This is a genomic window from Streptomyces dysideae (assembly GCF_001514305.1).
Classification (GTDB): domain Bacteria; phylum Actinomycetota; class Actinomycetes; order Streptomycetales; family Streptomycetaceae; genus Streptomyces; species Streptomyces dysideae.
This window is the reverse complement of record NZ_KQ949084.1, coordinates 227,914-251,340: the sequence shown is the minus strand read 5'-3', so window position 1 is coordinate 251,340 and position 23,427 is coordinate 227,914. Positions and strand designations below refer to the sequence as shown.

Here is a 23,427-nt window from a genome sequence, read left to right as displayed (position 1 = left end):
CGTCTCAAACCTTAGCGGATCCTCCCGGCAGTTCCTAATCGGGCTGCCGGACCCAAATCGAATTGAATTCGGGCACGCCGAATTCATCCCGGCTGGGAGATCGTGCTGATGGTTTGGTTACCGCTGATGCGGCGGGAGGTGTTGTCGAAGAACCGTTACGGCTCCGCGGCAACCCGAAGAACTCTACGGATCAGGCAGAGGGCTGTCAAGCGCCGCCTGTCAAGATCTTTTGTCCCGGCCCGTCCCGGCCTCAGTCCAGGTCGGTGAGGCGGCCGCCGGCGTCCGGCTGGGCGTGCTCCACGCGGCGCAGGAGGCGGGTGAGGACCTCGCCGAGGGTCGTGCGCTCCTCGGGAGAGAGGTCCTGGAGCAGGTCCTCCTCGAAGACCGAGGCGAGGCGCATCGCCTCCAGCCACTTCTCGCGGCCCTCGGCGGTGAGCTCGACGATGACGCGGACGCGGTTGGTCTCGTCGCGCTCCCGGGTGACCAGGCTCTCGGCGACCATGCGGTCGATCCGGTGGGTCATCGCGGCCGGCGTGAGGCCGAGGCGCTTGGCGAGGTCGCTGGGGCCCATGCGGTAAGGGGCGCCGGAGAGGACGAGTGCCTTGAGGACCTCCCAGTCGGCGCTGCTGATGCCGAGGGCGGCGGTCTGGCGGCCGTAGGCGACGTTCATACGGCGGTTCAGGCGGGACAGTGCCGAGACGATCTTCTCAACCTGGGGGTCGAGGTCCTGGAACTCGCGCTGATAGGCGGCGATCTGCTCTTCGAGTGTCGGCTCGTTGCTGACGCTGCCGGGGTTGTCGCCCATGGATCGCAGTATGGCACGGGCCTGCTTGGCGTTGAAGTCCTTCGAGGTGTACTGTTTAGCTTCTAATTTTAGCTTTGAAGTCTTCAGGTCTAACTGATGCTGAGGGCTGCTGTCTGAGAGAGGTGAACGTGACCAGGGCGATGGGCGCAGCGATGCGCCGGATCCACGCGGGTAACGCGCTCAGCGCGTTCGGGCTCGGCTTCACGGTCCCGTATCTGTACGTCTATGTGGCGCAGGTGCGAGGGCTGGGGGCCATGACGGCGGGTCTCGTGCTCGCCGTCTTCGCCGTGGCGGCGCTGGTCGTGCTGCCGTTCGCCGGGCGGGCGATCGTCCGGCGCGGCCCGCTGCCGGTGCTGCTCGCCGCTCTGGTCACCGCCGCGCTGGGTGCGCTGAGCCTGGGACTCGCGAGCAGCGCGCCGGCCGTACTGCTGTCGGCGGTCGCGCTCGGGGCGGGGCAGGCCGTGATGCAGCCGGCGCTGGCGACGATGATCGTGGACTGCTCGACGGCGGAGACGCGGTCGCGGGCGTTCGCGACGCAGTTCTTCCTGCAGAACCTGGGGCTGGGTGTCGGTGGGCTCATCGGTGGTCATCTCGTCGATACGACGAGCGCCTGGTCCTTCACCCTCCTGTTCGCGATCGAGGCGGCCATGTTCCTGCTGCTGGTCGTGGTGATGGCGACCGTACGCATGCCGCGCTCGCCTCGGATCGAGGGTGCGCCCGGTGCGGTCAGGGGCAGTTGGAAGCAGCTGCTCGGGAACCGGGCCATGGTGCAGCTGTGCGTGCTGGGGTTCGTGCTGTTCTTCGCCTGCTACGGACAGTTCGAGTCGGGGCTGAGTGCGTACGGGGTCGAGGCCGCCGGGATCAGCGCCTCCGCGCTGGGGACGGCGCTCGCCGCGAACACCGCGGTGATCGTGGTCGCGCAGTTCGCCGTGCTGAGGTTCGTGGAGCGGCGTCGGCGGTCGCGGGTGATCGCGGCCGTGGGGCTGATCTGGGCCGTGGCGTGGGTCGCCGCCGGGTACGCGGGGCTCGGGCACGGGAGCCAGGAGATGGCGACGGCCGCGTTCGTGTCGACGTACGCGCTGTTCGGGTTGGGGGAGGCGATGCTGTCGCCGACCGTCGCTCCGCTGGTCGCCGATCTGGCGCCGATGGGGCTGGCCGGGCAGTACAACTCCGCGTTCGCCCTGGTGAAGCAGCTCGCGCTGGCCGTCGGGCCGGCGGTGGGCGGGCCGATGGGGGCTTCGCTGCACGCACCGTACGTCGTGACGTTCCTGCTGTTCTCGCTGGGGATCAGCGTGCTGGCGCTGCGGCTCGGACGGCAGCTCACCGACGTACAGAATCGGCCGTGGACGGCGAAGAGCCGGGTGGTGGCCCGCGGCGAGAGGCCCTCGGAGTCGGTGACGGCATAGGCCGGGCCAGCCCGGTCTCGCTTCCGTCACGCGGAGTGTCGACTTGCCGGAGCCGCTGCGCCGTGGACGCACACGAACTCTCCCGCGCGGGCGGTGAAGTCCACGTCTCGCGCGGCCCATACGGTCGCGGCCGCGGAGCGGTACGCCTTGGACACTCCGCTCGTCCGGACGAGCGGGACGGGTGACGCACCAGCGGCTGTGGTCAACTCGGCGTCCGTTCCTCGAGGGCTGATCCGCAGCCCGTCACTGCCCGCGCGGCAGGACGAACTCGCACCACACCGCCTTTCCGCCGCCCGGTGTGCGGCGCGAGCCCCATGCCGAGGCGATCGTCGCGACGATCGCGATGCCCCGGCCCGACTCATCGCCGGGTTCCGCTCTGCGGCGGCGGGGGAGGTGGTCGTCGCCGTCCGTGACCTCGATGATGAGGCGGCGGTCGGTGCGGCGCAGGCGGAGGCGCATGGGCGGAGTGCCGTGCTGGAGGGAGTTGGCGACGAGTTCGCTGGCCGCCAGGACGCCGAGGTCGTGGAGGTCCGGCGGGAAGCGCCAGCTGGTCAGGACGCCGGAGGCGAACGCACGCGCGCGTGGGGCGGCCTCTATGCCGCCGAGGAGTTCCAGGGCCGCGTTGCGGAACAGGTCGCTGTCCGGGCCGGTGCGGGCCGGGTGCTGGAGGACCAGGACCGCCACGTCGTCGTCGTGGTCGGCGGTGACGCCCGCTGAGCGGACCAGGCGGTCGCAGACGACCTGGGGGGTGCCCGTCGCGCCGGACAGGGCGCGCTCCAGGGACGCGATTCCCACGTCGAGGTCCTCGTCCCTGCGCTCCACCAGGCCGTCCGTGTAGAGGACGGCGGTGGAGCCGGGAGTGAGCGCGATGCTGCCTGACGCGTGCATCCAGCTGCCCGTGCCGAGCGGCGGGCCCGTGGGTTCGTCCGCGCGCTGGACCACGCCGTTCTCGTCGCGGACCAGGATCGGGAGGTGGCCGGCCGAGGCGTAGACCAGGCTTCCCTCGTTCGGGTCGTGGATGGCGTAGACGCACGTGGCGATCTGGTTGGCGTCGATCTCCGTGGCGAGGCCGTCGAGGAGCTGGAGGATCTCGTGCGGGGGGAGGTCCAGGCGGGCGTACGCACGGACCGCCGTACGGAGCTGGCCCATGACGGCCGCGGCGCGGACGCCTCGGCCCATGACGTCGCCGATGACCAGTGCCGTACGGCCGCCGCCCAGGGTGATCACGTCGTACCAGTCGCCGCCGACCGCGGCCTCCGTGCCGCCGGGGTGGTAGGTCGCGGCGATGCGCAGGTCGTCGGGCTCCTCCAGCTCCTGCGGGAGGAGGGAGCGCTGGAGAGTGACCGCCGTCTCGCGCTGCCGGCGTTCGCTGGTGCGGAGGCGTTCGGCGGCCTCGGCGTGGTCGGTGACGTCCGTGGCGAAGATCAGGACGCCGCCGTCGCCCTCGGCCACCGGGGTGCAGGCGAAGGTGTACGAGCGGCCGTCGGGGGCCTTGCGGGACTTGACCGTGCGGGGCTTGCCGCTGCGCAGGACCTGGTCGAGGAGCGGGAACAGGCCCAGTTCGTCCAGTTCGGGGAGGGTTTCGCGGGCCGGTTGGCCCAGCGGGCGGGTGCCGAAGGCGGTGACGTAGGCGTCGTTGACGTAGGCGAGGCGATGGTCGGGGCCGTGGACCAGGGCGACCAGGGCCGGGACGCGGTCCAGGACCTCGCGGACCGGCAGTTCGTCCACGGCCGGGATCGGCGGGGCCTCGTCGGTGAGTTGTTCGGCGCGGGCCGCGGGGACGGAGCCCGGGGTGTCCTGTCGGCGGTCCGGGGGGACCGTCGCGTGTTCGGTCCGCGCTGCCGCGCGGCGCTGCGTTCCGGGGAGCCGGGCGCTCCAGCGCGTGAAGTTCACGAATCCTTGCCTCGTGTCGTCGTCTTCGGCCAGCTCCGGACCCGGCCGGGGGTCTGGGGGATGGCACCCCGGGGTTGTAGCACTGTGGGGAGAGCCTCGCGGGGTCGAAGGGCGGGCGGTTGCCCGTCCAAGGTCGTCCAGGGTCGGGGGTCAGTCTGGCAGGGTGGCCGACCGGGCCGACATCCGTCAGACGCCTGCCCTGTCGGTGGAGTTCCTCGGTCCGGTCAGGACGACCCCTTCGGGTCGTCGTTCGGGTTGTGAGGAGGCTTTCCACCGGCCGCGAGTTCGAACTCCGCACGGGGATGTTCGAGCGAACCCAGGGAGACGATCTCCCTCTTGAAGAGTCCCGACAGTGTCCATTCGGCCAGGACCCGGGCCTTCCGGTTGAAGGTCGGGACCCTGCTCAGGTGGTAGACCCGGTGCATGAACCACGCAGGGTAGCCCTTCAGTCTGCGTCCGTAGACGTGCGCGACGCCTTTGTGCAGGCCGAGGGAGGCGACCGAACCCACGTATTTGTGGGCATACGTCTCAAGTGGTTCGCCGCGGAGCGCGTGCGCGACGTTGTCGCCGAGGAGTTTGGCCTGGCGCAGGGCGTGCTGGGCGTTGGGGGCGCATTCCGAGCCCGGTTCCGCCGCGGTGACGTCGGGGACGGCGGCGGCGTCTCCCGCGGCCCACGCGTGCGTGCTGCCCTCGATGGTCAGCTCGGCGGTGCAGCGCAGCCGGCCCCGGTCGTTCAGCGGCAGGTCCGAGGCCGCCAGGACCGGGTGGGGTTTGACGCCGGCCGTCCAGACGACCGTACGGGTCGGGAAGCGGGCGCCGTCGCTGAGGACGGCGACGCGGTCGGCGCAGGATTCCAGTCGGGTGTTCAGGCGTACGTCGATGTTGCGGCGGCGCAGTTCGGTGACCGTGTAGCGGCCCATCTCCGCGCCCACCTCGGGCAGGATGCGGTCGGAGGCCTCGACGAGGATCCACCTCATGTCCTCGGGGCGGAGGTTGTGGTAGTAGCGCGCGGTGTAACGGGCCATGTCCTCCAGCTCGCCGAGCGCCTCCACGCCGGCGTAGCCGCCGCCCACGAAGACGAAGGTGAGGGCGGCGTCGCGGACGGCGGGGTCGCGGGTGGAGGAGGCGATGTCCATCTGCTCGATGACGTGGTTGCGCAGACCGATGGCCTCTTCGACGGTCTTGAAGCCGACGCCGTGGTCGGCGAGGCCGGGGATGGGAAGCGTGCGGGCGATCGAGCCGGGGGCGAGGACGAGTTCGTCGTAGACGAACTGCTCGCTGCCCATGCCCTCCTCCTCGGTGGCGAGGGTGGTGAGGGTCGCGGTGCGCTTGGCGTGGTCGATGGCGGTGGCCTCGCCGATCACGACCCGGCACCCGGGCAGGACCCGGCGCAGCGGCACGACGACATGGCGGGGGGAGATCGAACCGGCGGCCGCCTCGGGGAGGAACGGCTGATACGTCATGTACGGGTCGGGAGTGACGACTGTGATCTCGGCCTCGCCCCGGCCGAGTTCCCGTTTGAGCCTCCGCTGGAGGCGCAGAGCCGTGTACATCCCGACGTAGCCGCCGCCGACAACGAGAATGCGCGCACGTTCCTTCACCATCCCATGACGCACCCGCCGCTTGCGTTTGTCCACAGGCTCGACAATTTGTGTGACCGCAGGCGGGGCGCGCCACGGGTTGGCCGAATTACCGGAGTGCGGGGAAGCCCCGCAGGTCAACGGGTGTGCGCCGGAGGGCCGCAGGGGGTGCAATCGGGACGTATACGACCCGTACTCCGATCGGGGGGCGCTCCGTGCGGAACGTGCCCCTTCTGAATTGACTCCCTCTCAACTATGTTCGTGTGACGACGGGGTGTAGGGGGATGCGCTCTTCGGTTCCTTCGAGTCCGCGACGGGCGGACTGGTGAACCGGTGCACGTTCTCTGACGCTCCGGCTTCCTATGGCGGGGAGAGTCTCCGGGGGGAGACGTCATTACCGGGGGATCACTTATGCATGTTCAGGGCTCTCATTGGTCTTCCGCGTCCGCCATCGCACCCGGTGGTGCGATGGGCGGCGCGATGAGCGCGGGCAACGGACGCGGGGACCGACCGCGTACGGCGCCGCTGCGCGTGGACGCACAGCGCAATCTGGAGCACGTACTGCGGGCGGCGCGCGAGGTCTTCGGCGAGCTGGGCTACGGCGCGCCGATGGAGGACGTGGCGCGGCGCGCGCGGGTCGGCGTCGGCACGGTGTACCGGCGCTTCCCGAGCAAGGACGTCCTGGTGCGGCGGATAGCCGAGGAGGAGACCTCCCGGCTGACCGACCAGGCGCGGGCGGCGCTCGGCCAGGAGGACGAGCCATGGTCGGCGCTGTCGCGCTTCCTGCGGACGTCGGTGGCGTCGGGCGCGGGGCGGCTGCTGCCGCCGCAGGTGCTGCGGGTCGGCGTCGCGGACGAAGGTGCCGCCTTCGAAGAGGCGCGGGTGCCGCAGCAGCGGATGGAGCCGGGCTCCGGTGAGCTGCGGCTGGTGCCCGGGGACTCGTCGGACGCCGCTGTGGACGACGCGGGGGCGGCGGCGCTGCTCGAGGTCGTGGGCCAGCTCGTGGAGCGGGCGCGCGCGGCGGGCGAGCTGCGGGCCGACGTGTCGGTGTCGGACGTACTGCTGGTGATAGCGACGGCGGCGCCCTCGCTGCCGGACGCCGCGCAGCAGGCGGCGGCCTCGGCTCGGCTGCTGGACATCCTGCTGGAGGGGCTGCGGTCTCGGCCGGTGTGAGGCCGACAGGCGGCCGGGTGAGTCCGGTGTGCCCGGCGGGTAACTCGAAGAGGTGACGGTGAGGTGTGGGTGCTGTGCCGCCCGCGCCTCGCGCACCACTCGCTGACATCCCCGGCATTTCGGGTCGACTGCCCCAACTCCCGCTCACCGGGCGCCGACTGAGTCTTCCCCGTATGGGTGACGGCTAGTGCTGCACTGCGGCAAAACCCCACAGACGAGGGGATGCGCCGCCCTCATGGGTCCTGAACAAAAGCCAATATGGCACCCTGACCCGGTGTTCGGGACTGTTGGGCCGGCGGCGGGGGCTTTCCGCGATGAGCGTTGACGGACGGGACGGGTCACTGGGCGACGGTGACGCGGAGGGCGGCGGCCCGGCGACGCCGCGGGTGCCGAGCCAGGGCAGCCGGGCGGATCTGCCGCCGGACGACGTCCCAGTGGAGGGCGGCGTCCCGGCACAGCGCGACCGGCGCGAGGACAACGTCCTGCCGCCGCCGCGCGAGCTGCCGCCGTCCGACGCCGACCTGATCAAGCGGATGCGCTCGGGCGACGACACGGCCTACGAGGCGCTCTACCGGCGCCACGCCGACGCCGTACGCCGGTACGCGCGCACCTGCTGCCGGGACGCCCACACCGCCGAAGACCTCACCGCCGAGGTCTTCGCCCGCATGCTCCAGGCGGTACGCGGCGGCTCCGGACCCGAGCACGCCGTCCGCGCGTATCTGCTGACCAGCATCCGGCGCGTCGCCGCGACCTGGACGAAGTCCGCGCGCCGGGAGCAACTGGTCGACGACTTCGCGGTGTTCGCCGGGCAGGCCGCGCGCTCCTCCGACGTGTCCGACGACACCGCCCCCATCAGCTCCTTCGGAGCGGGCCTGGACCTGGGCGCGGACGTGCGGGCGATGCACGAGGCCGAGCAGTCCATGGCCATGCGGGCCTTCCGGTCGCTGCCGGAGCGCTGGCAGGCCGTGCTGTGGCACACCGAGGTCGAGGACGAGTCACCGAGCGAGGTCGCCACCCTCTTCGGGCTGGACGCCAACGGCACACGCGTGCTCGCCAGCCGCGCCCGCGAGGGCCTCAAGCAGGCCTATCTCCAGGCCCACGTCAGCGCCACCCTCGCCGACGACGAGGAGTGCGCCCGCTACGCCGACCGGCTCGGCGCCTACGCCCGCGGCGGCCTGCGCAGCCGGGCCGAGCGGGGGCTGCGCAAGCACCTGGAGGAGTGCGCCAAGTGCCGACTGGCCGCGGGCCAGATCAAGGAAGTCGCCGGCGGTATCCCCGCCGTCGTGCCGGTCGCGGTCATCGGCTGGTTCGGTGCCGCCGGGTACGCCAAGGCGGTCGGGCTCATCGCCGGCGGTGCCGGAGCGGGTGCGGCCGGTGCCGCCGGGGCGGCCACGGCGGCGGGCGGCAGCTCGTCCGGCGGGGCGGGCGCCGGGGGCGGTGCGGCCGCGTCCGAGGGCGTGGGCGCGCCCGTGAAGGCCGGTATCGCCGCCGGTGTGGTCGTCGTGGGGGTCACGGCGGCGGTGGTGCTCGCGCTGATGAACAACGAGAAGCCGGTCGACAAGGCGGACGACAGGCCGCCGGAGCCCACCCCGATCGTCGAGCAGACACCGACGCCCGCGCCCACGAAGAAGGAGTCCGAGCCGGAGCCGGAACCACCGGCGATCGTCCCAGTGTCGGCGCCCAGCCCGACCCCGGCACCTGCTCCCACCCCGACTCCCACCCCGACGACCACGCCTTCCCCGAAGCCGACACCGACCCCCACGCCGACACCGAGCCCGACATCCACTCCCGCCCCGGCACCGCCGCCCCCGCCCGCTCCGGTCGTCCACCAGTGGAGCGAGCTGTCGTACGACGTCAACGGCGACGGCACCGCGCCCGAGATGCGGCTCGGCGAGAGCGGCTGGGTGTGGCAGCGGTACGGCTTGTCGATCGCCGACCGGCAGTACACGCACGGCGTGACCGTGCACGGCCGGTCCTCCGTCACCATCGACCTCAACCGCGAGTGCACCGCCTACGACGCGATGGCCGGCGTCGACGACATGACGCTGGGACTCGGCAAGGTCTACTTCTCCGTCCACGCCGACGGCGTCCAGCTGTGGCGGTCCGGCATGGTCCAGGGCGGGGACTCTGCGGTGCCGGTGCATGTGGACCTCACCGGGCGCAGGACCGTGCAGCTGGTGGTCGAGCCACGCAGCCACTTGGACGATCTGATGCTGGCCGACTGGGCGGAGTCGAGGTTCACCTGCTCCTAGTTCACCTGCTCCTCGTTCACCTGCTCCTCGTTCACCTGCTCCTGGTTCACCTGCCTCCGGGGGTGCCGGTGCGCAGGGTCTCGTCCAGTCCGGCGAGTACGTCGTCCGGGGTGAGGGCGGTGCCGCGGGCGTGCTCGGTGGCGTACCGGACGGCGCCCAGGGCGGTGCGGGCGGCGGACTCGGCGCGCTCGGCGTCGGTGCGCTCCGGGACGGGCCGCGGATGGCCGCCGCGCCACTGCTCCGAGGCGGCGAGCAGCCGGACCGCCCCCGCGTGGTCGCCGAGCCGGGCCAGCAGGTCGGCCGCGGCGTCCGCGACCGCCGCCTTGATCCCGTATGCAGGAGCATGTTGCGCGGCGCGCAGTACTCGGTCAGCAGGGCGACCGGGTCGTCCTGCTGGGCCGTCAGCTCATGGGTCAGAGCACGGTCTCGCGCAGACCGAGCGCGCTGACCACCGCGCCGGGCACCGCCTCCGGCCGGTCGAGCGAGGCGAGCTCGGCCAGCCATGCCTGCGGGAGCCCGGCGGCGGCTTCCTCGGCGAGACGGGTCTTTCCGGAGCCGCCCGGCCCGGTGAGTGTGACCAGGCGGGCCCTTCGCACTTCGCAACGGATGGCTTCGAGTTCGGGTTCCCGGCCTACGAAGGATGTGAGGCGGGGGCGGATGTTGCCGGTGCGGTCTGGGGGTTGGGGTGTTGCGGTGGTGGGGGCGTTGCGGGTGGTGGGGGCGTTGCGGGGGTGGCGGGGTCGCCGCGGTCCAGGGCGGTGGTGCCCTCGCGTACGAGGCGTTCGAAGACGAACAGGTCCACGTCGTCCTCGGTCGCCGTGAGCCGGTAGCCGCCGGGGGCGGAGACGATGGCGTCCCTGCCGACGGTGCGGCGGAGGCGGCCTACGAGGGCCTGGAGGGCGGCCGGGGCGTCCTGGGGCGGGGCGTCCGACCAGACCTCGTCGATCGAGGTCTCGGGAGCGGTGACGCGGCCGGGGCGTAGGGCGAGGGCGGTGAGCAGGGCACGTACGTGTGGGCCGCCGACGGGTATGACGGTGCCCTGGTCGTCCTCCGCCTGGGTGATGCCCAGGATCGCGTACCGCACCGGGTCATTGTCGCCGGGGTGGCTGGGGGGGGCAGGGGTTTTGTGGACGTCGGCGGGGCGGGGGCCGGTGCGGGGGCGGGGCTCGGGGTTTCTCGCCCCCGCCGCCCCTACCCGTCCCATCCCCAGGGGCTCCGCCCCTTCGCCCCCGCTGGGGCTGCCGCCCCAGACCCCGCTCCGGCCCTGAAGGGGCCTTGTCCTCAAACGCCGGACGGGCTGGAAGATGCGGACCGGCGTTTGAGAGGCGAAGCCCCAGCGGCTCAAAGATCCGCACCGGCGTCGAGAAGTGGCGGACGGAGTGGAACCCGGGGTGGGTATGCCGGACCCCGCGCCTCCGGCAGGAGGCAGGATCCGCTGGGCAGGCCTACGCGCGCCTCGCCGTCGCCCCCGCCCCCAGCGCCCCCCTCTGGGGTGCGATCCCCGCCGGTACCGCGCGCTGGCGGGCGGGCGTGCCCGTCCAGCAGGTGCCTCGGCGGGCCAGGAGGCGGCGTAGCCACAGTTCCAGGGAGACCAGGTCCGCCAGGCCGTCCAGGGGTAGGGGCTCGCCCTCTGCCGCCGCGCGGAGGGCCTTGCGGACCACTCGGGCCTCCACCAGGCCGGCCTCGGCGAGGAGAGGAGTGCCGAAGAGGGAGATCAGGGTGTCCGCCGCTACGCGCAGGCCCGTGCGGGCTGCTACCGCGGCCGAGGCGTGGGACGGGGCGCCCCAGCCGGGCGGGAGATCGGCTACGCCGGCGCCCTCAAGGACCGTACGGAGGATCGCGGCCCTGGCGCCCGGCTGGACGCGCAGGGCCTCGGGGAGGGCGCGGCAGGCGCGGAGAACCTGGTTGTCCAGGAAGGGAGTGTGCAGGCGTTGGAAGCGGATCTCGGCCGCTTGTTCGAGGACGCGTAGGTCGGCTGCGTGGCGGGCGAGTGCCGCACGCGCGCGGTAGTCGCCGGGGCGTTGGCCCGGGCCCACTCCGTTGCGCTGGGTCGCGCCCTGCAGGCGAACCGATACTTCAGCGAGCGCCTCCCCGGTCAGCCAGCGCGCCGCCGGACCCGGTCTCGCCCAGGTGAGCCCTGCCAGCGACGCCCCGACGGCACCCCCGGGTTCGTCGAAGCGGCGTTGCAGAAGGCGGTCCGCGAGGGCCTCCAGGCCCGTTCGGTACGGCGTACGGGCCAGGCGCCTGGCCGCGCTGTACACGCGCGCGGGGACCAGCACCGAGCCGTCCGCCTTGGCCAGCGCCGCGACCGGGCGGACCAGATGGCGTCGTTTGCGGTCCATCAGCAGGTCGGCCAGGCGGGCCGGGTGCGCGTCCAGGACCTGGCGGGCGCCGTACCCGGTGAAGTGGTCCGCGCTGCCCGCCGCCAGCCGCGCCCGGTGGCGCGCCGCCGTCACCAGGCTGGAGCCCGGCTCGTCCGTCAGCGGGCCGTCCAGGTCGGCGTACGGGAGCGCCTCCTCGCCGCCGGTCACCACTACGTGGTGCAGGCGCGGGTTGGCCGCCAGGGTGCCGGCCCGCTCCAGCTCGGCCTCCCGGCCGCCGACCGCCAGGTCGTTGAAGGTGACCGCCAGGAGCCGTTCGCCCGCTCCCGTGCCGTGTCCGAGCACGGTGCCCGGCATGCCCGGGAGGCCGGCGGCCAGCAGTGCGAGCGTTCCGGATGCCGGGCCGCCGGACAGGTCCGCGCCGATGCCCGGGACCGGCATCCCGCGCGCGGCACGCCGTTCGGCGGGCCCCATGCCCGGCACCGGTCCCGGGTCGATGTCGGCGCCGGGAACATGCCGGGGCGCCGACAGACGCGCGCGTACCGCCTCCACCAGCGCGTCCCGCACCGCGTCCACCGCGCTGTCCGGATCCGCCGACGGCGCCGCCACCGCCAGCGAGGCGACCGGCTCGTACCCGGCGATCTCGCGCGCCCCGTTGCGCAGGATCAGCGCGTGCCCCGGCGGAATGCGCCGTACGCCGTCGTAGGGAGTGGAGTCGTGCAGCGCGGCCGGTACGTCCGGGGCGGCCAGCAACGCGGCCAGGTGGCCGAAGTCGAGGTTGGCCTCGATGAGGTCGGCCAGCGGCAGGGCGGCGGTCGCGTACGCCGTACCGCCCGCCCAGGGGGTGTAGAACACGGGCCGCGCGCCCGCCAGATCGCCGCACACCATGACCCTGCGCCCGACCTGCACGACCGCCGTGTAGCTGCCCGACCAGGCCGTCAGATGCCGAAGTGCCCCTCCGCGCGCGGCGAACAGCCCGACCCGCAGCTGTTCGTCGGTCGCCCCGCAGTTGCCGAGGACCGCGATCCGGTTCTGTGCGTCGGCCTTCACGACCCGCACCTCGTCGGGGCGCCAGTCGCCGACCGCCCACAGCGGATCGGGGTCGCCCCACAGGAGTTGGGAACCCACCGGGTGCACGGTCTCGCCGTCGCCTCCGGTGGCCCCCGCGGAGCCGATCCGGGCGGGCCCCGCGGCGGTGCTGCTCCATCCCACCAACCACCGCATCGACGCCTCCACAGGCTGTGGACAACCAGTGCACCGTACGAACCGGTCACCATGCTGCCATGAAGGGGCGCGCGCCGGAGGGCGGGTGGAGCCGCCCGAGATCCGGTGGGCCCGAGGATCGCGCCCCCATGGGCGCCCCTATGGATCCCTATAAGAAACCGAACGCCCGCGCAGGGCAAGGCTTCTGTGAGGCAACTGCGATGCGAATGCGCCCCCGATACGCTCCCCCAGAACGCCCTTCGCGCCCTCAACTCCCATGGTGGGAGGGGCAATCACCCGCAGCAGGCAGGGTCGATTTTCAGCCAAATCGACAGCACGCGGCCGGTGCGAAGGCAGGCCCGAACACGCTCCGTACAGGCCTTGCGCACCGTTCGCCTGCGCGCAGTCCGGGGAACGGAGTTCGCCCCCCGGACCGTTCCGCCGCCCGCGGGGATGGAGGCGGCGAATCCCCCAGCCCACTGGATCCAGTACAGCGGGCCGACCCACGCACGATCCATGGAACCGCTCCCCCGATGGCCGGAGAAGAGCGCACGGACGGGCGCACGGCCACACAGCGGGAGCACGCCGCAACTGCCCGTATCGGACCCGCACTTACGTACGGACCACAATCCCGCCATCCGGAACAATGCCTCTTAACGCTTGGGATGCGGCGAACTACGCTGGGTTTACGAATGCCGCATGGTTATGCCAGCGCGGCAGCCGTCTGTGTCGAGGGGTGGCGCATGTCCAGGGAGCAACGCGGGCCGAACGAAAAACTCGGCGCCGTTCTCGCCCTCGCGGGAATCAGCAACGCAGGACTCGCGCGTCGCGTCAACGATCTTGGCGCTCAACGCGGGTTGACTCTTCGCTACGACAAGACCTCCGTGGCGCGCTGGGTGTCGAAGGGCATGGTGCCGCAGGGCGCTGCGCCGCATCTCATCGCCGCCGCCATAGGGCAGAAGCTCGGCCGCCCGGTGCCGCTCCACGAGATCGGCCTGGCGGACGCGGATCCCGCACCCGAAGTGGGCCTCGCCTTCCCCCGGGACGTCGGGCAGGCGGTGAAGTCGGCGACGGAGCTCTACCGTCTCGACCTCGCGGGCCGACGCGCCGGCTCCGGCGGCATCTGGCAGTCTCTGGCCGGATCGTTCGCAGTAAGCGCATACGCGACGCCCGCCTCACGGTGGCTGATAACCCCGGCCGACAGTTCGGTCGCGCGCGAGGTGAACTCCGCGGAGGGCTCCGGCGCACCGCTCAAAGTCGGCCACAGCGATGTGCAGAAACTGCGGGAGGCCGCCGAGGACGCCAGGCGCTGGGACTCCAAGTACGGGGGCGGCGACTGGCGTTCGTCCATGGTGCCGGAGTGTTTACGGGTGGAGGCGGCACCGCTGCTGCTCGGCGCGTACTCCGACGACGTCGGCCGGGCACTGTTCGGCGCGAGCGCCGAGCTGACCCGGCTCGCGGGCTGGATGGCCTTCGACACGGGCCAGCAGGAGGCCGCACAGCGGTACTACATCCAGGCGCTGCGGCTCGCCCGCGCGGCTGCCGACGTCCCCCTCGGGGGCTACGTCCTGGCGTCCATGTCCCTGCAGGCGACCTACCGGGGCTTCGGCGACGAGGGCGTCGACCTCGCCCAGGCCGCCCTGGAACGCAACCGGGGGCTCGCCACGGCCCGCACCATGAGCTTCTTCCGGCTCGTCGAGGCACGGGCACACGCGCGTGCGGGTGACGCGCAGGCGGCGGGGGCCGCGCTGAAGGCGGCCGAGGGGTGGCTGGAGCGGTCCCGTGACGGCGACAACGATCCGTCCTGGCTCGGCTTCTACTCGTACGACCGGTTCGCCGCGGACGCGGCCGAGTGCTACCGCGATCTGAAGGCGCCGCGTCAGGTGCGCCGATTCACGGAGCAGGCGCTGTCGAAGCCGACGGAGGAGTTCGTGCGGTCGCATGGGCTGCGGCTCGTCGTTTCGGCGGTCGCCGAGCTCGAGTCGGGCAATCTGGATGCGGCGTGCGAGCAGGGGGTGCGGGCGGTGGAGGTTGCGGGGCGCATTTCTTCTGCGCGTACCACCGAGTATGTGAAGGATCTTCTGCATCGGCTGGAGCCGTATGGGGATGAGCCGCGGGTGGTTGAGTTGCGGGAGCGGGCTCGACCGTTGTTGATGGCACCCGCGTAGGGATCCGTCGCGTTTTGCCTGGTTGATATGCGTTTGGGGCTGCGGGTTGTCTTGGGCTGGTCGCGCCCACGCGGCGGAGCCGCATATTGACGCAGCCCCGCGCCTCTTACGGGACGTGTCCGCCTCCTGCGTTTGAAGCCATTGTCAGTGGCGCAGTGCACTATCGGAGGCGGGAGGTGGTGTGCGTGCGGGCGATCGCTTACGACTGTGACGTGCTCGTGGTCGGCGGTGGGATCGTCGGGCTGTCCACGGCGTATGCGATCACGCGTGCCGCGCCGGGTACGCGGGTGACGGTGCTGGAGAAGGAGGCCGGGCCCGCCCGGCATCAGACGGGGCGCAACAGCGGGGTCATCCACAGCGGGATCTACTACCGGCCGGGGTCGCTGAAGGCCCGGTACGCGGTGGGCGGCGCCGCCGAGATGGTCAAGTTCTGCGCGGAGTACGGCATCGCCCACGCCGTCACCGGCAAGCTGATCGTCGCGACCGAGCGGGCGGAGCTGCCGCGGCTGCACGCGCTGGTGCAGCGCGGGCGGGAGAACGGCATTCCGGTACGGGAGCTGGGCGCCGCCCAGATCGCCGAGTACGAGCCGGAGGTGCGGGGCCTCGCCGCGATACACGTCGGGACGACCGGCGTGTGCGACTTCGTGGGCGTCGCGCGGCAGCTGGCGGAGGCGTCCGGGGCGGAGATCCGGTACGGCGCGGAGGTGGAGCGGATCGACCGGCGGGCGGCGCTGGGGGTCGCCGTGCGGACGCGGGCCGGGGATGTGGTGCGGGCGCGGGTGCTGGTGAACTGTGCCGGGCTGTACTGCGACGAGGTGGCGCGGCTGACCGGGGACGATCCCGGGATGCGGATCGTGCCGTTCCGCGGGGAGTACTACTCGCTGGCGCGGCCTGAGCTGGTGCGGGGGCTGGTGTATCCGGTGCCGGATCCCGCGTTTCCGTTCCTGGGTGTGCATCTCACGCGCGGGATCGACGGAGACGTGCACATCGGGCCCAATGCGGTGCCGGCGCTGGCCCGGGAGGGGTACGGGTGGGGGGTCGTACGGCCTCGGGAGCTGGGGGCGACGTTGGGGTGGCCGGGGGCTTGGCGGATAGCCCGGCGGCACTGGCGGTATGGCGCCGGGGAGCTTCGGCGGTCGGCATCGAGGGGGGCGTTCGCTGCGGCTGTGCGGAGGCTTTTGCCGGCGGTTTCGGTGGCTGACCTGGTGCCTGCGGCGGCGGGGGTGCGGGCGCAGGCGGTGTTGCGGGACGGGACGCTGGTGGATGACTTTCTGATTCGGGAGGGGGATCGGGCTGTGCATGTGCTGAACGCGCCTTCGCCTGCGGCTACGGCTTCGCTGCCGATCGGTCGGGAGGTGGCTCGGCGGGCGTTGGCTGTAATGGGTTCCGTGTGAGCGTGCGGGTGCGGGTGGGTGGGGGCTCGGCGCCCTGGGGGCTCCGCTCCCAGACCCCCGGCCTATGCCCACCCACCACCCGTCTACTGTCGGGAGAGAGGCGGGCCACCCAAGCCCTCCCGCCCCGTAAAATCGACCCCACTGTGTCTGACTCCCTCAACGCCCCCGAAGCCCCCCGGCCCGTCGATGGGCCCCTTCGGCATGCCCGTGCCAAGGGTGAGCCCCGGTTTCCCGAGGGGCCGAAGGCCGATCCCGCCGGGTCGCATTTTGAGCGGCGGATTCGGAGTTTTCAGCCGCGGCGGAGCCGGGTGACCGCCGGGCAGGCGGACGCCTTGCAGCGGCTGTGGCCCAAGTGGGGGCTCGATATCGACGGTCAGCGCGTCGTCGATATCGCCGAGCTCTTCGGGAACGACAACCCCGTCGTCCTCGAGATCGGCTTCGGGATGGGCGAGGCCACCGCGCAGATGGCCGCCGCCGCCCCGGAGACCAACGTCCTCGCCGTCGACGTGCACACCCCGGGGCAGGGCAACCTGCTCAACCTCGCCGACCAGAACGGGCTGGCCAACGTCCGGGTCGGCAACGGCGACGCCATCATCCTGCTGCGGGAGATGCTCACCCCCGACGCGCTGGACGGGCTGCGCGTCTACTTCCCGGACCCCTGGCCCAAGAAGCGGCACCACAAGCGGCGGCTGATCCAGCCCGAGTTCCTCACCCTCGCCGCGGAGCGGCTGAAGCCCGGTGCGATCGTGCACTGCGCCACCGACTGGGAGCCGTACGCCGAACAGATGCTCGAAGTGCTGACGGCGCACCCCGACTTCGAGAACACCCAGGCCGACGGCGGTTTTGCGCCGCGTCCTCAGTTCCGGCCGCTGACCCGTTTCGAGGGGCAGGGACTGGACAAGGGACATGTCGTGAACGACCTGCTCTTCCGTCGCGTACAGCACGAAGTCCAGCCCCGCACCGGCGCCTGAGCCCCCTCGCCCTGCTGCGAGCGGCGTCCTTCCCTCGTTAGGGTCAATGCCGTGGCCACCTGTCCCCCGTACCCGACGCACCCCACCGGTCCCGGCGGCGGCGCGCTCAGGCACGCGCACTGGTGGCGGAAGCGGTGGGTGCGGTACGGCGCGCTCAGTGCCCTGCTCGCGCTCTCCGGGCTGGTCATCCTCGCCCTCGTGCGGGAACAGACCGGCACTGAGGGGTTCCTGGTGGGGTTGGGGCTCGCCGTCCTGCCCGTACCGCTGCTCGTCGCCGCCTTCCGGTGGCTGGACCGGGTCGAGCCCGGGCCCTGGCGGAACCTGGTGTTCTCGTTCGCCTGGGGCGCCTGCGCGGCCGCGCTGATAGCGATCATCGCCAACAGCTTCGCGACCAGATGGATAGCGACAGCGACCGCGGACCCGTCCCACGCGGACACCCTCGGCGCGACGGTCATAGCGCCGGTCGTCGAGGAGTCCGCCAAGGCCGCCGCCGTACTGCTCGTCTTCCTGTTCCGCAGACGGGACTTCACCGGGATCGTCGACGGCGTCGTGATAGCCGGCGTCACCGCCACCGGGTTCGCCTTCACCGAGAACATCCTCTATCTCGGCACCGCGTTCGGTACCGACCAGCTCAGCGGCGGCAGCGGCATCGCCTCCGTGACCGCGGCGACGTTCTTCGTCCGCGTCATCATGTCGCCGTTCGCGCACCCCCTCTTCACCGTCCTCACCGGCATCGGCTTCGGCATCGCCGCGCTCTCGGCGGACCGGCAGCATGTACGGCGGGCGCTCTTCCCCCTCTCCGGGCTGGTGCTCGCGATGGGCATGCACGCCATGTGGAACGGCTCGTCGACCTTCGGCGAGTACGGGTTCTTCGCCGTGTACGCGGCCTTCATGGTGCCCGCGTTCGGCCTGCTGACATGGCTCGTCGTCTGGACCCGGCAGCGCGAGCTGAGGACCGTACGCGAGGAACTGCCCGCCTACGCCGTCGCCGGGTGGCTGACGCCGGGTGAGCCGTTCGCGCTCGGCTCGATGCGGGCGCGGCGGGTGGCCCGGCAGTACGCGCAGCGGCACGGGGGCCGGGCAGCGGCCAGGGCGGTCGCGGAGTACGAGGCGTACGCGACGTCGCTGGCGTTCCTGCGGCATCGGGGGCGCCGGGGACGGGCGGGCGCCGACTTCGTCGTACGGGAGCAGGAGCTGCTCCACGAGCTGTGGCGCCGCCGGGATCCCGCGCGCCCGGCGCTGGACCACGCGGCGAGGGCCACGGCGCCGCCCGTGCCGGTGGTCGCGGCGCCGTGGCCGATGTACGGGGTGGCCGGGTATCCGGCACATCCCACGAATCCCGCGTATCCCTCATATCCGGCGTACCAGATGCATCCGGCGCATCCGGCGCATCCGGCGCATCCGGCGCATCCGGCGCATCCGGCGCATCCGGCGCATCCGGCGCATCCGGCGCATCCGGCGCATCCGGCGCATCCGGCGGGACCGTATCCCGCGCACAACCCGTACCGGTCATAGGCAGAAGCCGAGCAGAAGCCCGGGGAACCAGGCGAACTGGGTGAACTGGGCGAACTAGGCGGACGCCTCCGTAAGTCGCTCCACCTCCGCCTCCGTGAGCGTCAGCTCACCCACCCCCAACAGTGCCGGCAGCTGCTCCACCGTCCGCGCGGACGCGATCGGCGCCGCCACCGTCGGCTGGGCCGCGAGCCACGCCAGCGCCACCGTGGCCACCGGCGCGTCATGGGCCTCGGCCACCTCGTCCAGGGCGGCGAGGACCTTGCGGCCCCGCTCCGTCTCCAGGTGGTTGGCGGCGCCCTCGGCCCGCGGGCTCCGTACCGTCGTACCGGCGCGGTACTTGCCCGTGAGGAACCCGGACGCCAGCGCGAAGTACGGCACCGCCGCCAGGCCGGTGCGCTCGGCGAGGTCCTGGAGGTCGCCCTCGTAGGTGGCGCGGGAGACCAGGTTGTAGTGGGGCTGGAGGGCGACGTAGCGGGCCAGACCCTCGCGGTCGGAGAAGGCGAGGGACGCCTCGAGCCGCTCTGTGGAGATGTTGGACGCGGCGATGTGCCGGACCTTGCCCGCCTTCACCAGCTCGTCCAGCGCGCCGATGATCTCCTCGACCGGCACTTCGGGCTTGTCGAAGTGGGTGTAGTAGAGGTCGATGTAGTCGGTGTCCAGGCGGTGCAGCGAGGCGTCGGCGGCGGCCTTGATGTTGGCGGCGGTCAGGCCCTGGTACTCGGGGTGCTGGCTGACCTTGGTCGCGATCACGACGTCGGAGCGGTTGCCGCGTGCCTTCGCCCACTTGCCGATGATGGTCTCGGACTCACCGCCGGAGTTGCCCTCGGCCCACGCCGAGTAAGAGTCGGCGCTGTCGATGAAGTTGCCGCCGGCCGCCGCGTAGGCGTCGAGGACGGCGAAGGACTGGGCCTCGTCGGCGGTCCAGCCGAAGACGTTGCCGCCGAGGGAGAGCGGGAAGACCTCGAGGTCGGAGGAGCCGAGCTTGCGCAGAGAAGTCATGTCTGCTTCAACTCCCGTGCCGGAGGCGGCTATTCCGCACGCACGCACCGGGCGCCGAAAACCGGCAGCCCTGACGTCGGGGGGTTGTCGTCAGGGCCGCCGGAGATCAGAAGTGAACGTGGATCAGGGGTTGAGCCCGAAGCCGCGCAGCCACGCCATCGGGTCGATGCCGGAGGCGGAGCCGTCGGGGTGGACCTCGAGGTGGAGGTGCGCCCCGGTCACGTTGCCGGTGGCGCCGACGCGGCCGATGACGTCGCCCGTGGCGACCTTCTGCCCGACGCTGACGCTGATCGACGACTGGTGGGCGTACCAGACCTCGGTGCCGTCGTCGAGGGTGAGCACGGTCTTGTAGCCGTACGACCCGTCCCAGCCGGCCTGCGTGATGGTGCCGCTGTGGACGGCCTTGATGAGCGTGCCCGTGGGGGCCGCGAAGTCGAGGCCGGTGTGGTAGCCGGACGACCAGAGGGACCCGGCCTGACCGAAGGTCGAGGTGATCGTGTACGAGGAGGTCGGCAGCGTGTACTGCCTGGCCAGCTCGGCGAGGCGCTCGGCCTCGGCCTTCTTGCGGGCCTCCTCCTCGGCCGCCTCCTTGGCGGCGGCGGCCTTGGCCTCGGCCTCCTTCTCCGCCTTGGCGGCGGCCGCGGCGGCCTCCTTCTCGGCGGCGGCGACGGCGGCCGCGGCGGCCTTGGTCTCGATCTGCTCCTGCTGCTGCTCGGCCTGCGCGATGATCCGGGTCCGCAGCGCCTCACCAGCGCCCGCGGTGCCCTGCTCGGTGTCATCGGCGGCCACGGCGAGGCTGCTGAGCGCGGTCGCAGAGCCCTCGGGGGCCTCGGAGGCGTCGTCGGAGATCAGCGGCAGATCGGGCACGGTGATGGAGACCGGCGGCTTGCCGGTCTGGGCGGTGGCCATGCCGCCCGCGCCGACGGCGGCAATGACACCGACGCCGAGCACTGTGGAGCTGCGCGCGAGTCCCCCGCCGCGCTGCTTGGAGACGCGATGCCTGCCGCGTACGGGGCGAATGGAGTCCGCGGTGGGGTTCCACTCCTCGAACGGGCCCTCGTCGGTGCGGTAGCCGCCATAGCCGAAGGTGTCGGTGTCGCGCTGGCTGGGCACGAACGGGGCTTGCGTAGCAGGCCGGTTTGACGCCACGTGGGCGTGCTCCTTTCCTTCCTTCTCGCCTACCGGGTTAGCTGACGGGTTCGGAGCAGGAAGGTCTCCTACGCGCGTATACCCACCGTGCTGCCACGGCGGTATCCGCTCGATTCACCCCAAGGTGGTGGTTCCCCGGTTCCCTTACGGGATTCGGCGCGTGCGCACGGAGCCGCCTCTTGTGACGGCTGGGACGACCGCGCTGCGTTATCGAACGTTAATAGACCCGGGGTGTGGATTCCAAGCTGTTCCTCTTGATCATTAACCTTTTTCACCTGGACTTACGGGGCATGACTGGCGTAAATCGGGCGAGTTGACCACGACCCAGGAGCCTCACAGGTATTGACGGTATGTCAGTTGTTATGCGGAGGGGGGTCGCGCGATCACGACTGGTGACAATGGCTAGTGCCCCGGCAGGCAACGTTCGCCCGTTAAGGAGCGGCGTCCGGTGCGTGGGGGCACCTCCCACGCCCTTAAGGCGGTGGGGGAGCGTACCGGACGTCGCGACGGGGCGAATGTTGCCTGTTGGGGCACTAGGGGCGCCGCACGGCGATCAGCGCCATGTCGTCGGTCATCCAGCCTCCGGAGTGCCGCCGCACCTCCTCCGCGAGGGTGCCGAGCAGGGTGCCCGGGTGGCGGAAGCCGCGGCCCGCGAGCCGCACCTCGGGGTCGTAGAACTCGCCGTGCTCGTCCCGCGCCTCGGACAGGCCGTCGGTGTAGAGGAGCAGCGTGGCTCCGCTCGGGAAGCCGGCCTGCTGGGCACGGTCGGGCCGGGTGCCGAGCTCACCCATGCCGAGCGGCAGCGCGGGTTCGGTGGCGGGCTGCGGGCGTACGGTGCCGTCGGCGTACAGCAGCAGGGGCGGCGGATGCCCCCGGTTGACGATCCGTACGGCCCCGTCGCCGTGCGGCAGTTCGGCGAGGACGACGGTGGTGAACCCCTCGTAGGCGTCGAGGCCCTTGCGCCGCGTGCCCTCGCGGGTCAGCGCGCGCTCCAGCCGCTGCGCCACGGCTTCCAGCGTGGCCTCCTGTTCGGCGGCCTCGCTGAAGGCGCCGAGGACGACGGCCACGGTGGCGACGGCTCCCATCCCCTTCCCGCGTACGTCCCCGACGACCAGCCGTACCCCGTGCGGGGTGTCCTGGACGGCGTACAGATCACCGCCGATGAAGGCGCCCTCCTGGGCCGCCTCGTAGCGTGCCGCGATCTCGTAGCCGCCGATGCGTTCGGCGGGCTCGGGCAGGACGGCGCGCTGGGCGGCCTCGGCGATCTCGCGGGCGGAGGCGAGACGCTCGTCGCTGCGGCGGACGAGGAGGTTGATGAGGACGGCGAGCCCGGAGACGGTCGCGACGGTCACCAGCTCCGTGATCGCGTCGACGTCGAAGGCGATGCCGAGCCAGAGGTGCACGCCGAGCACGACGGCGACGGCCGCGAGGCCGGTGAGTATGGTGCCGCGCCGGGAGTAGAGCGGGGCGGCGACGAGCGGAGCGGCGGTGAAGAAGGGGGCCCCGCTGAAGTCCGTCGGGGTGACGTAGTCGTACACGCCGCCGACGGCGATCAGCAGGGCGGGCAGCGCGCGGACGAAGCGGCGGGCGTACGTGATCCGGCGTTCCCCGCCGCCGTACGCTCCCTCCGCCTTCACGTGACCAGGTTTGCCGGTGCGGGGGCGGGAAGCGAGTGGTGAGGTCCGACCGGATGACCGGTCAACGGTCTGGCCGGGGGAAACACTCAGGGCCGGAACTCTGTGAGTTCCGGCCCTGAGCCTTGAGTAGCGGGGACAGGATTTGAACCTGCGACCTCTGGGTTATGAGCCCAGCGAGCTACCGAGCTGCTCCACCCCGCGTCGTTGTGACTCCAGTGTACGCCATCCGCGGGGCCCGAAGCACACGCGTTCAGTTCGGCTGTAGGTTCCGGGTCCGCGTTAGCAGTGTCGGTCGATCTCTAGCAGTCGGCTAGCAATCTTCCGACGCGCGTTAGCAACGCCTGTGGTCGGTGGTGGTCAGTCCCGGGAACTTCTCGGTCATCCGGCCTCTTGGTCCTGGGTGGCTTCCTACGGTCAGCTCATGGTCACCAAGCGTACAAGCGTGAGGGCTGGCAGTCAGGAGTCTGCGACGGCTTCGATCCGGTACGAGGACGACTCGGTACGCAGCGTGGAGTTCATCCAGCTGCGCCGGGGCAGTTTCGACGGGTCCGTGCCGTGGCGGCGGGTCAGGTCGGCGAAGGGGCACAAGCATCATCCCGGGGAGTACGCGTCGGCGACGACGCGTGGGCTGGTGGTCTACGAGAGCCGTCTGGAACTGGCTCGGCTGCTGCTGGCGGACTTCGACCCGCAGGTGGTCGGGATTTTTGCCCAGCCGTGCCGTCTGCGGGCGCGGGTGGGTGGTCGGTGGCGGCTGCACGTGCCGGACTTCCTGCTGGTGCCGGGGGACGGCAATGTGCGCGTGGTCAACGCACGGTTCCGTTGCGGGCGGGACTCGCCCTGAGTTTCCAGGGTGAGCCGTTCACGGTGTCCGAGGTGCGAGGCCGCGAGGTCCTGCTCCAGCAGTCCGGGTCCGGCGGGGTGCGGTGGAGGCTGGTCGACGTGGCCGGCCTGCTGGCGGATC

Annotated in this window: 15 protein-coding genes, 1 tRNA gene, 1 pseudogene and 1 riboswitch; of the genes and pseudogenes, 8 read left to right on the top strand and 9 right to left on the bottom strand. The window is 71.9% G+C overall.

Features of this window, described 5'->3' with window-relative positions; translation table 11 throughout:
• Positions 1 to 250: 250 nt before the first annotated feature.
• Positions 251 to 805, bottom strand: a complete 555-nt coding sequence (locus tag AQJ91_RS18805; RefSeq protein WP_067022552.1) for a MarR family winged helix-turn-helix transcriptional regulator — start codon at positions 803 to 805, stop codon at positions 251 to 253.
• 140 nt (positions 806 to 945) lie between these two features.
• On the opposite strand from AQJ91_RS18805, the gene AQJ91_RS18800 reads away from it, so the two are divergent.
• Positions 946 to 2,211, top strand: coding sequence for an MFS transporter (locus tag AQJ91_RS18800; protein WP_067022549.1), 1,266 nt, complete (start codon positions 946 to 948; stop codon positions 2,209 to 2,211).
• Positions 2,212 to 2,454: 243 nt separating this feature from the next.
• On the opposite strand, the gene AQJ91_RS18795 is transcribed toward AQJ91_RS18800, so the two are convergent.
• Both AQJ91_RS18795 and AQJ91_RS18790 read right to left on the bottom strand, forming a co-directional pair.
• Positions 2,455 to 4,104, bottom strand: a complete 1,650-nt coding sequence (locus tag AQJ91_RS18795; protein WP_067022547.1) for an ATP-binding SpoIIE family protein phosphatase — start codon at positions 4,102 to 4,104, stop codon at positions 2,455 to 2,457.
• A 224-nt stretch (positions 4,105 to 4,328) separates the two neighbouring features.
• The gene (locus tag AQJ91_RS18790) at positions 4,329 to 5,708 is read right to left on the bottom strand and encodes an NAD(P)/FAD-dependent oxidoreductase (RefSeq protein ID WP_067022544.1); all 1,380 of its coding nucleotides are present in this window, start codon (positions 5,706 to 5,708) and stop codon (positions 4,329 to 4,331) included.
• A gap of 387 nt (positions 5,709 to 6,095) precedes the next feature.
• Here AQJ91_RS18790 and AQJ91_RS18785 point away from each other — a divergent pair, with 387 nt between their 5' ends.
• Together AQJ91_RS18785 and AQJ91_RS18780 are read left to right on the top strand one after the other, a co-directional pair.
• Positions 6,096 to 6,857, top strand: coding sequence for a TetR/AcrR family transcriptional regulator (locus tag AQJ91_RS18785; protein ID WP_067022542.1), 762 nt, complete (start codon positions 6,096 to 6,098; stop codon positions 6,855 to 6,857).
• A 314-nt stretch (positions 6,858 to 7,171) separates the two neighbouring features.
• Positions 7,172 to 9,109, top strand: a complete 1,938-nt coding sequence (locus AQJ91_RS18780) for a sigma-70 family RNA polymerase sigma factor (RefSeq protein ID WP_067022539.1) — start codon at positions 7,172 to 7,174, stop codon at positions 9,107 to 9,109.
• Between the two features lie 336 nt (positions 9,110 to 9,445).
• Here AQJ91_RS18780 and AQJ91_RS49590 read toward each other — a convergent pair.
• Both AQJ91_RS49590 and AQJ91_RS18765 read right to left on the bottom strand, forming a co-directional pair.
• Positions 9,446 to 10,193 (bottom strand): annotated as a pseudogene (locus AQJ91_RS49590) (AfsR/SARP family transcriptional regulator); the annotation flags it as partial.
• Between the two features lie 361 nt (positions 10,194 to 10,554).
• On the bottom strand, positions 10,555 to 12,654 hold the full coding sequence (locus tag AQJ91_RS18765; protein WP_067022529.1) for an asparagine synthase-related protein: 2,100 nt from the start codon (positions 12,652 to 12,654) through the stop codon (positions 10,555 to 10,557).
• 722 nt (positions 12,655 to 13,376) lie between these two features.
• Here AQJ91_RS18765 and AQJ91_RS18760 point away from each other — a divergent pair.
• The 4 genes from AQJ91_RS18760 to AQJ91_RS18745 all read left to right on the top strand — a co-directional run bounded on the left by AQJ91_RS18760 (position 13,377) and on the right by AQJ91_RS18745 (position 18,681).
• Positions 13,377 to 14,801 (top strand): NsdA family TPR-like regulatory protein, encoded by a 1,425-nt coding sequence (locus AQJ91_RS18760; protein ID WP_067022526.1) that lies wholly within the window; start codon positions 13,377 to 13,379, stop codon positions 14,799 to 14,801.
• Between the two features lie 185 nt (positions 14,802 to 14,986).
• Complete coding sequence (gene lhgO / locus AQJ91_RS18755) at positions 14,987 to 16,195, top strand: L-2-hydroxyglutarate oxidase (protein WP_067022523.1); 1,209 nt, start codon at positions 14,987 to 14,989, stop codon at positions 16,193 to 16,195.
• A 143-nt stretch (positions 16,196 to 16,338) separates the two neighbouring features.
• Complete coding sequence (gene trmB, locus AQJ91_RS18750) at positions 16,339 to 17,166, top strand: tRNA (guanosine(46)-N7)-methyltransferase TrmB (RefSeq protein WP_079085046.1); 828 nt, start codon at positions 16,339 to 16,341, stop codon at positions 17,164 to 17,166.
• Positions 17,167 to 17,217: 51 nt separating this feature from the next.
• Positions 17,218 to 18,681 carry a PrsW family intramembrane metalloprotease gene (locus AQJ91_RS18745; RefSeq protein ID WP_067022519.1) on the top strand — a complete coding sequence of 488 codons (1,464 nt, stop codon included), beginning with the start codon at positions 17,218 to 17,220 and terminating at the stop codon, positions 18,679 to 18,681.
• A 54-nt stretch (positions 18,682 to 18,735) separates the two neighbouring features.
• On the opposite strand, the gene AQJ91_RS18740 is transcribed toward AQJ91_RS18745, so the two are convergent.
• The 4 genes from AQJ91_RS18740 to AQJ91_RS18725 form a co-directional block, all read right to left on the bottom strand.
• Complete coding sequence (locus AQJ91_RS18740) at positions 18,736 to 19,680, bottom strand: aldo/keto reductase (RefSeq protein WP_067022516.1); 945 nt, start codon at positions 19,678 to 19,680, stop codon at positions 18,736 to 18,738.
• Positions 19,681 to 19,803: 123 nt separating this feature from the next.
• On the bottom strand, positions 19,804 to 20,829 hold the full coding sequence (locus tag AQJ91_RS18735; protein ID WP_067022514.1) for a M23 family metallopeptidase: 1,026 nt from the start codon (positions 20,827 to 20,829) through the stop codon (positions 19,804 to 19,806).
• Positions 20,830 to 20,840: 11 nt separating this feature from the next.
• Positions 20,841 to 20,998, bottom strand: a riboswitch (cyclic di-AMP (ydaO/yuaA leader).
• Positions 20,999 to 21,362: 364 nt separating this feature from the next.
• Positions 21,363 to 22,466, bottom strand: a complete 1,104-nt coding sequence (locus AQJ91_RS18730; RefSeq protein WP_067022512.1) for a PP2C family protein-serine/threonine phosphatase — start codon at positions 22,464 to 22,466, stop codon at positions 21,363 to 21,365.
• A 127-nt stretch (positions 22,467 to 22,593) separates the two neighbouring features.
• Positions 22,594 to 22,667: transfer RNA gene (locus AQJ91_RS18725), tRNA-Met, on the bottom strand.
• Positions 22,668 to 22,908: 241 nt separating this feature from the next.
• Between AQJ91_RS18725 and AQJ91_RS18720 the strand changes: the two genes are divergently transcribed.
• Positions 22,909 to 23,307, top strand: a complete 399-nt coding sequence (locus tag AQJ91_RS18720) for a TnsA-like heteromeric transposase endonuclease subunit (protein ID WP_234382504.1) — start codon at positions 22,909 to 22,911, stop codon at positions 23,305 to 23,307.
• The last annotated feature ends 120 nt before the right edge of the window (positions 23,308 to 23,427 follow it).

Bases quoted from the DNA above. Each gene is read 5' to 3' on its own strand.
- AQJ91_RS18805 (WP_067022552.1), bottom strand. From the start codon at position 805: ATGGGCGACAACCCCGGCAGCGTCAGCAACGAGCCGACACTCGAAGAG.
- AQJ91_RS18790 (WP_067022544.1), bottom strand. From the start codon at position 5,708: ATGGTGAAGGAACGTGCGCGCATTCTCGTTGTCGGCGGCGGCTACGTC.
- AQJ91_RS18765 (WP_067022529.1), bottom strand. From the start codon at position 12,654: ATGCGGTGGTTGGTGGGATGGAGCAGCACCGCCGCGGGGCCCGCCCGG.
- AQJ91_RS18740 (WP_067022516.1), bottom strand. From the start codon at position 19,680: ATGACTTCTCTGCGCAAGCTCGGCTCCTCCGACCTCGAGGTCTTCCCG.
- AQJ91_RS18760 (WP_067022526.1), top strand. From the start codon at position 13,377: ATGTCCAGGGAGCAACGCGGGCCGAACGAAAAACTCGGCGCCGTTCTC.
- AQJ91_RS18785 (WP_067022542.1), top strand. From the start codon at position 6,096: ATGCATGTTCAGGGCTCTCATTGGTCTTCCGCGTCCGCCATCGCACCC.
- AQJ91_RS18800 (WP_067022549.1), top strand. From the start codon at position 946: ATGGGCGCAGCGATGCGCCGGATCCACGCGGGTAACGCGCTCAGCGCG.
- AQJ91_RS18780 (WP_067022539.1), top strand. From the start codon at position 7,172: ATGAGCGTTGACGGACGGGACGGGTCACTGGGCGACGGTGACGCGGAG.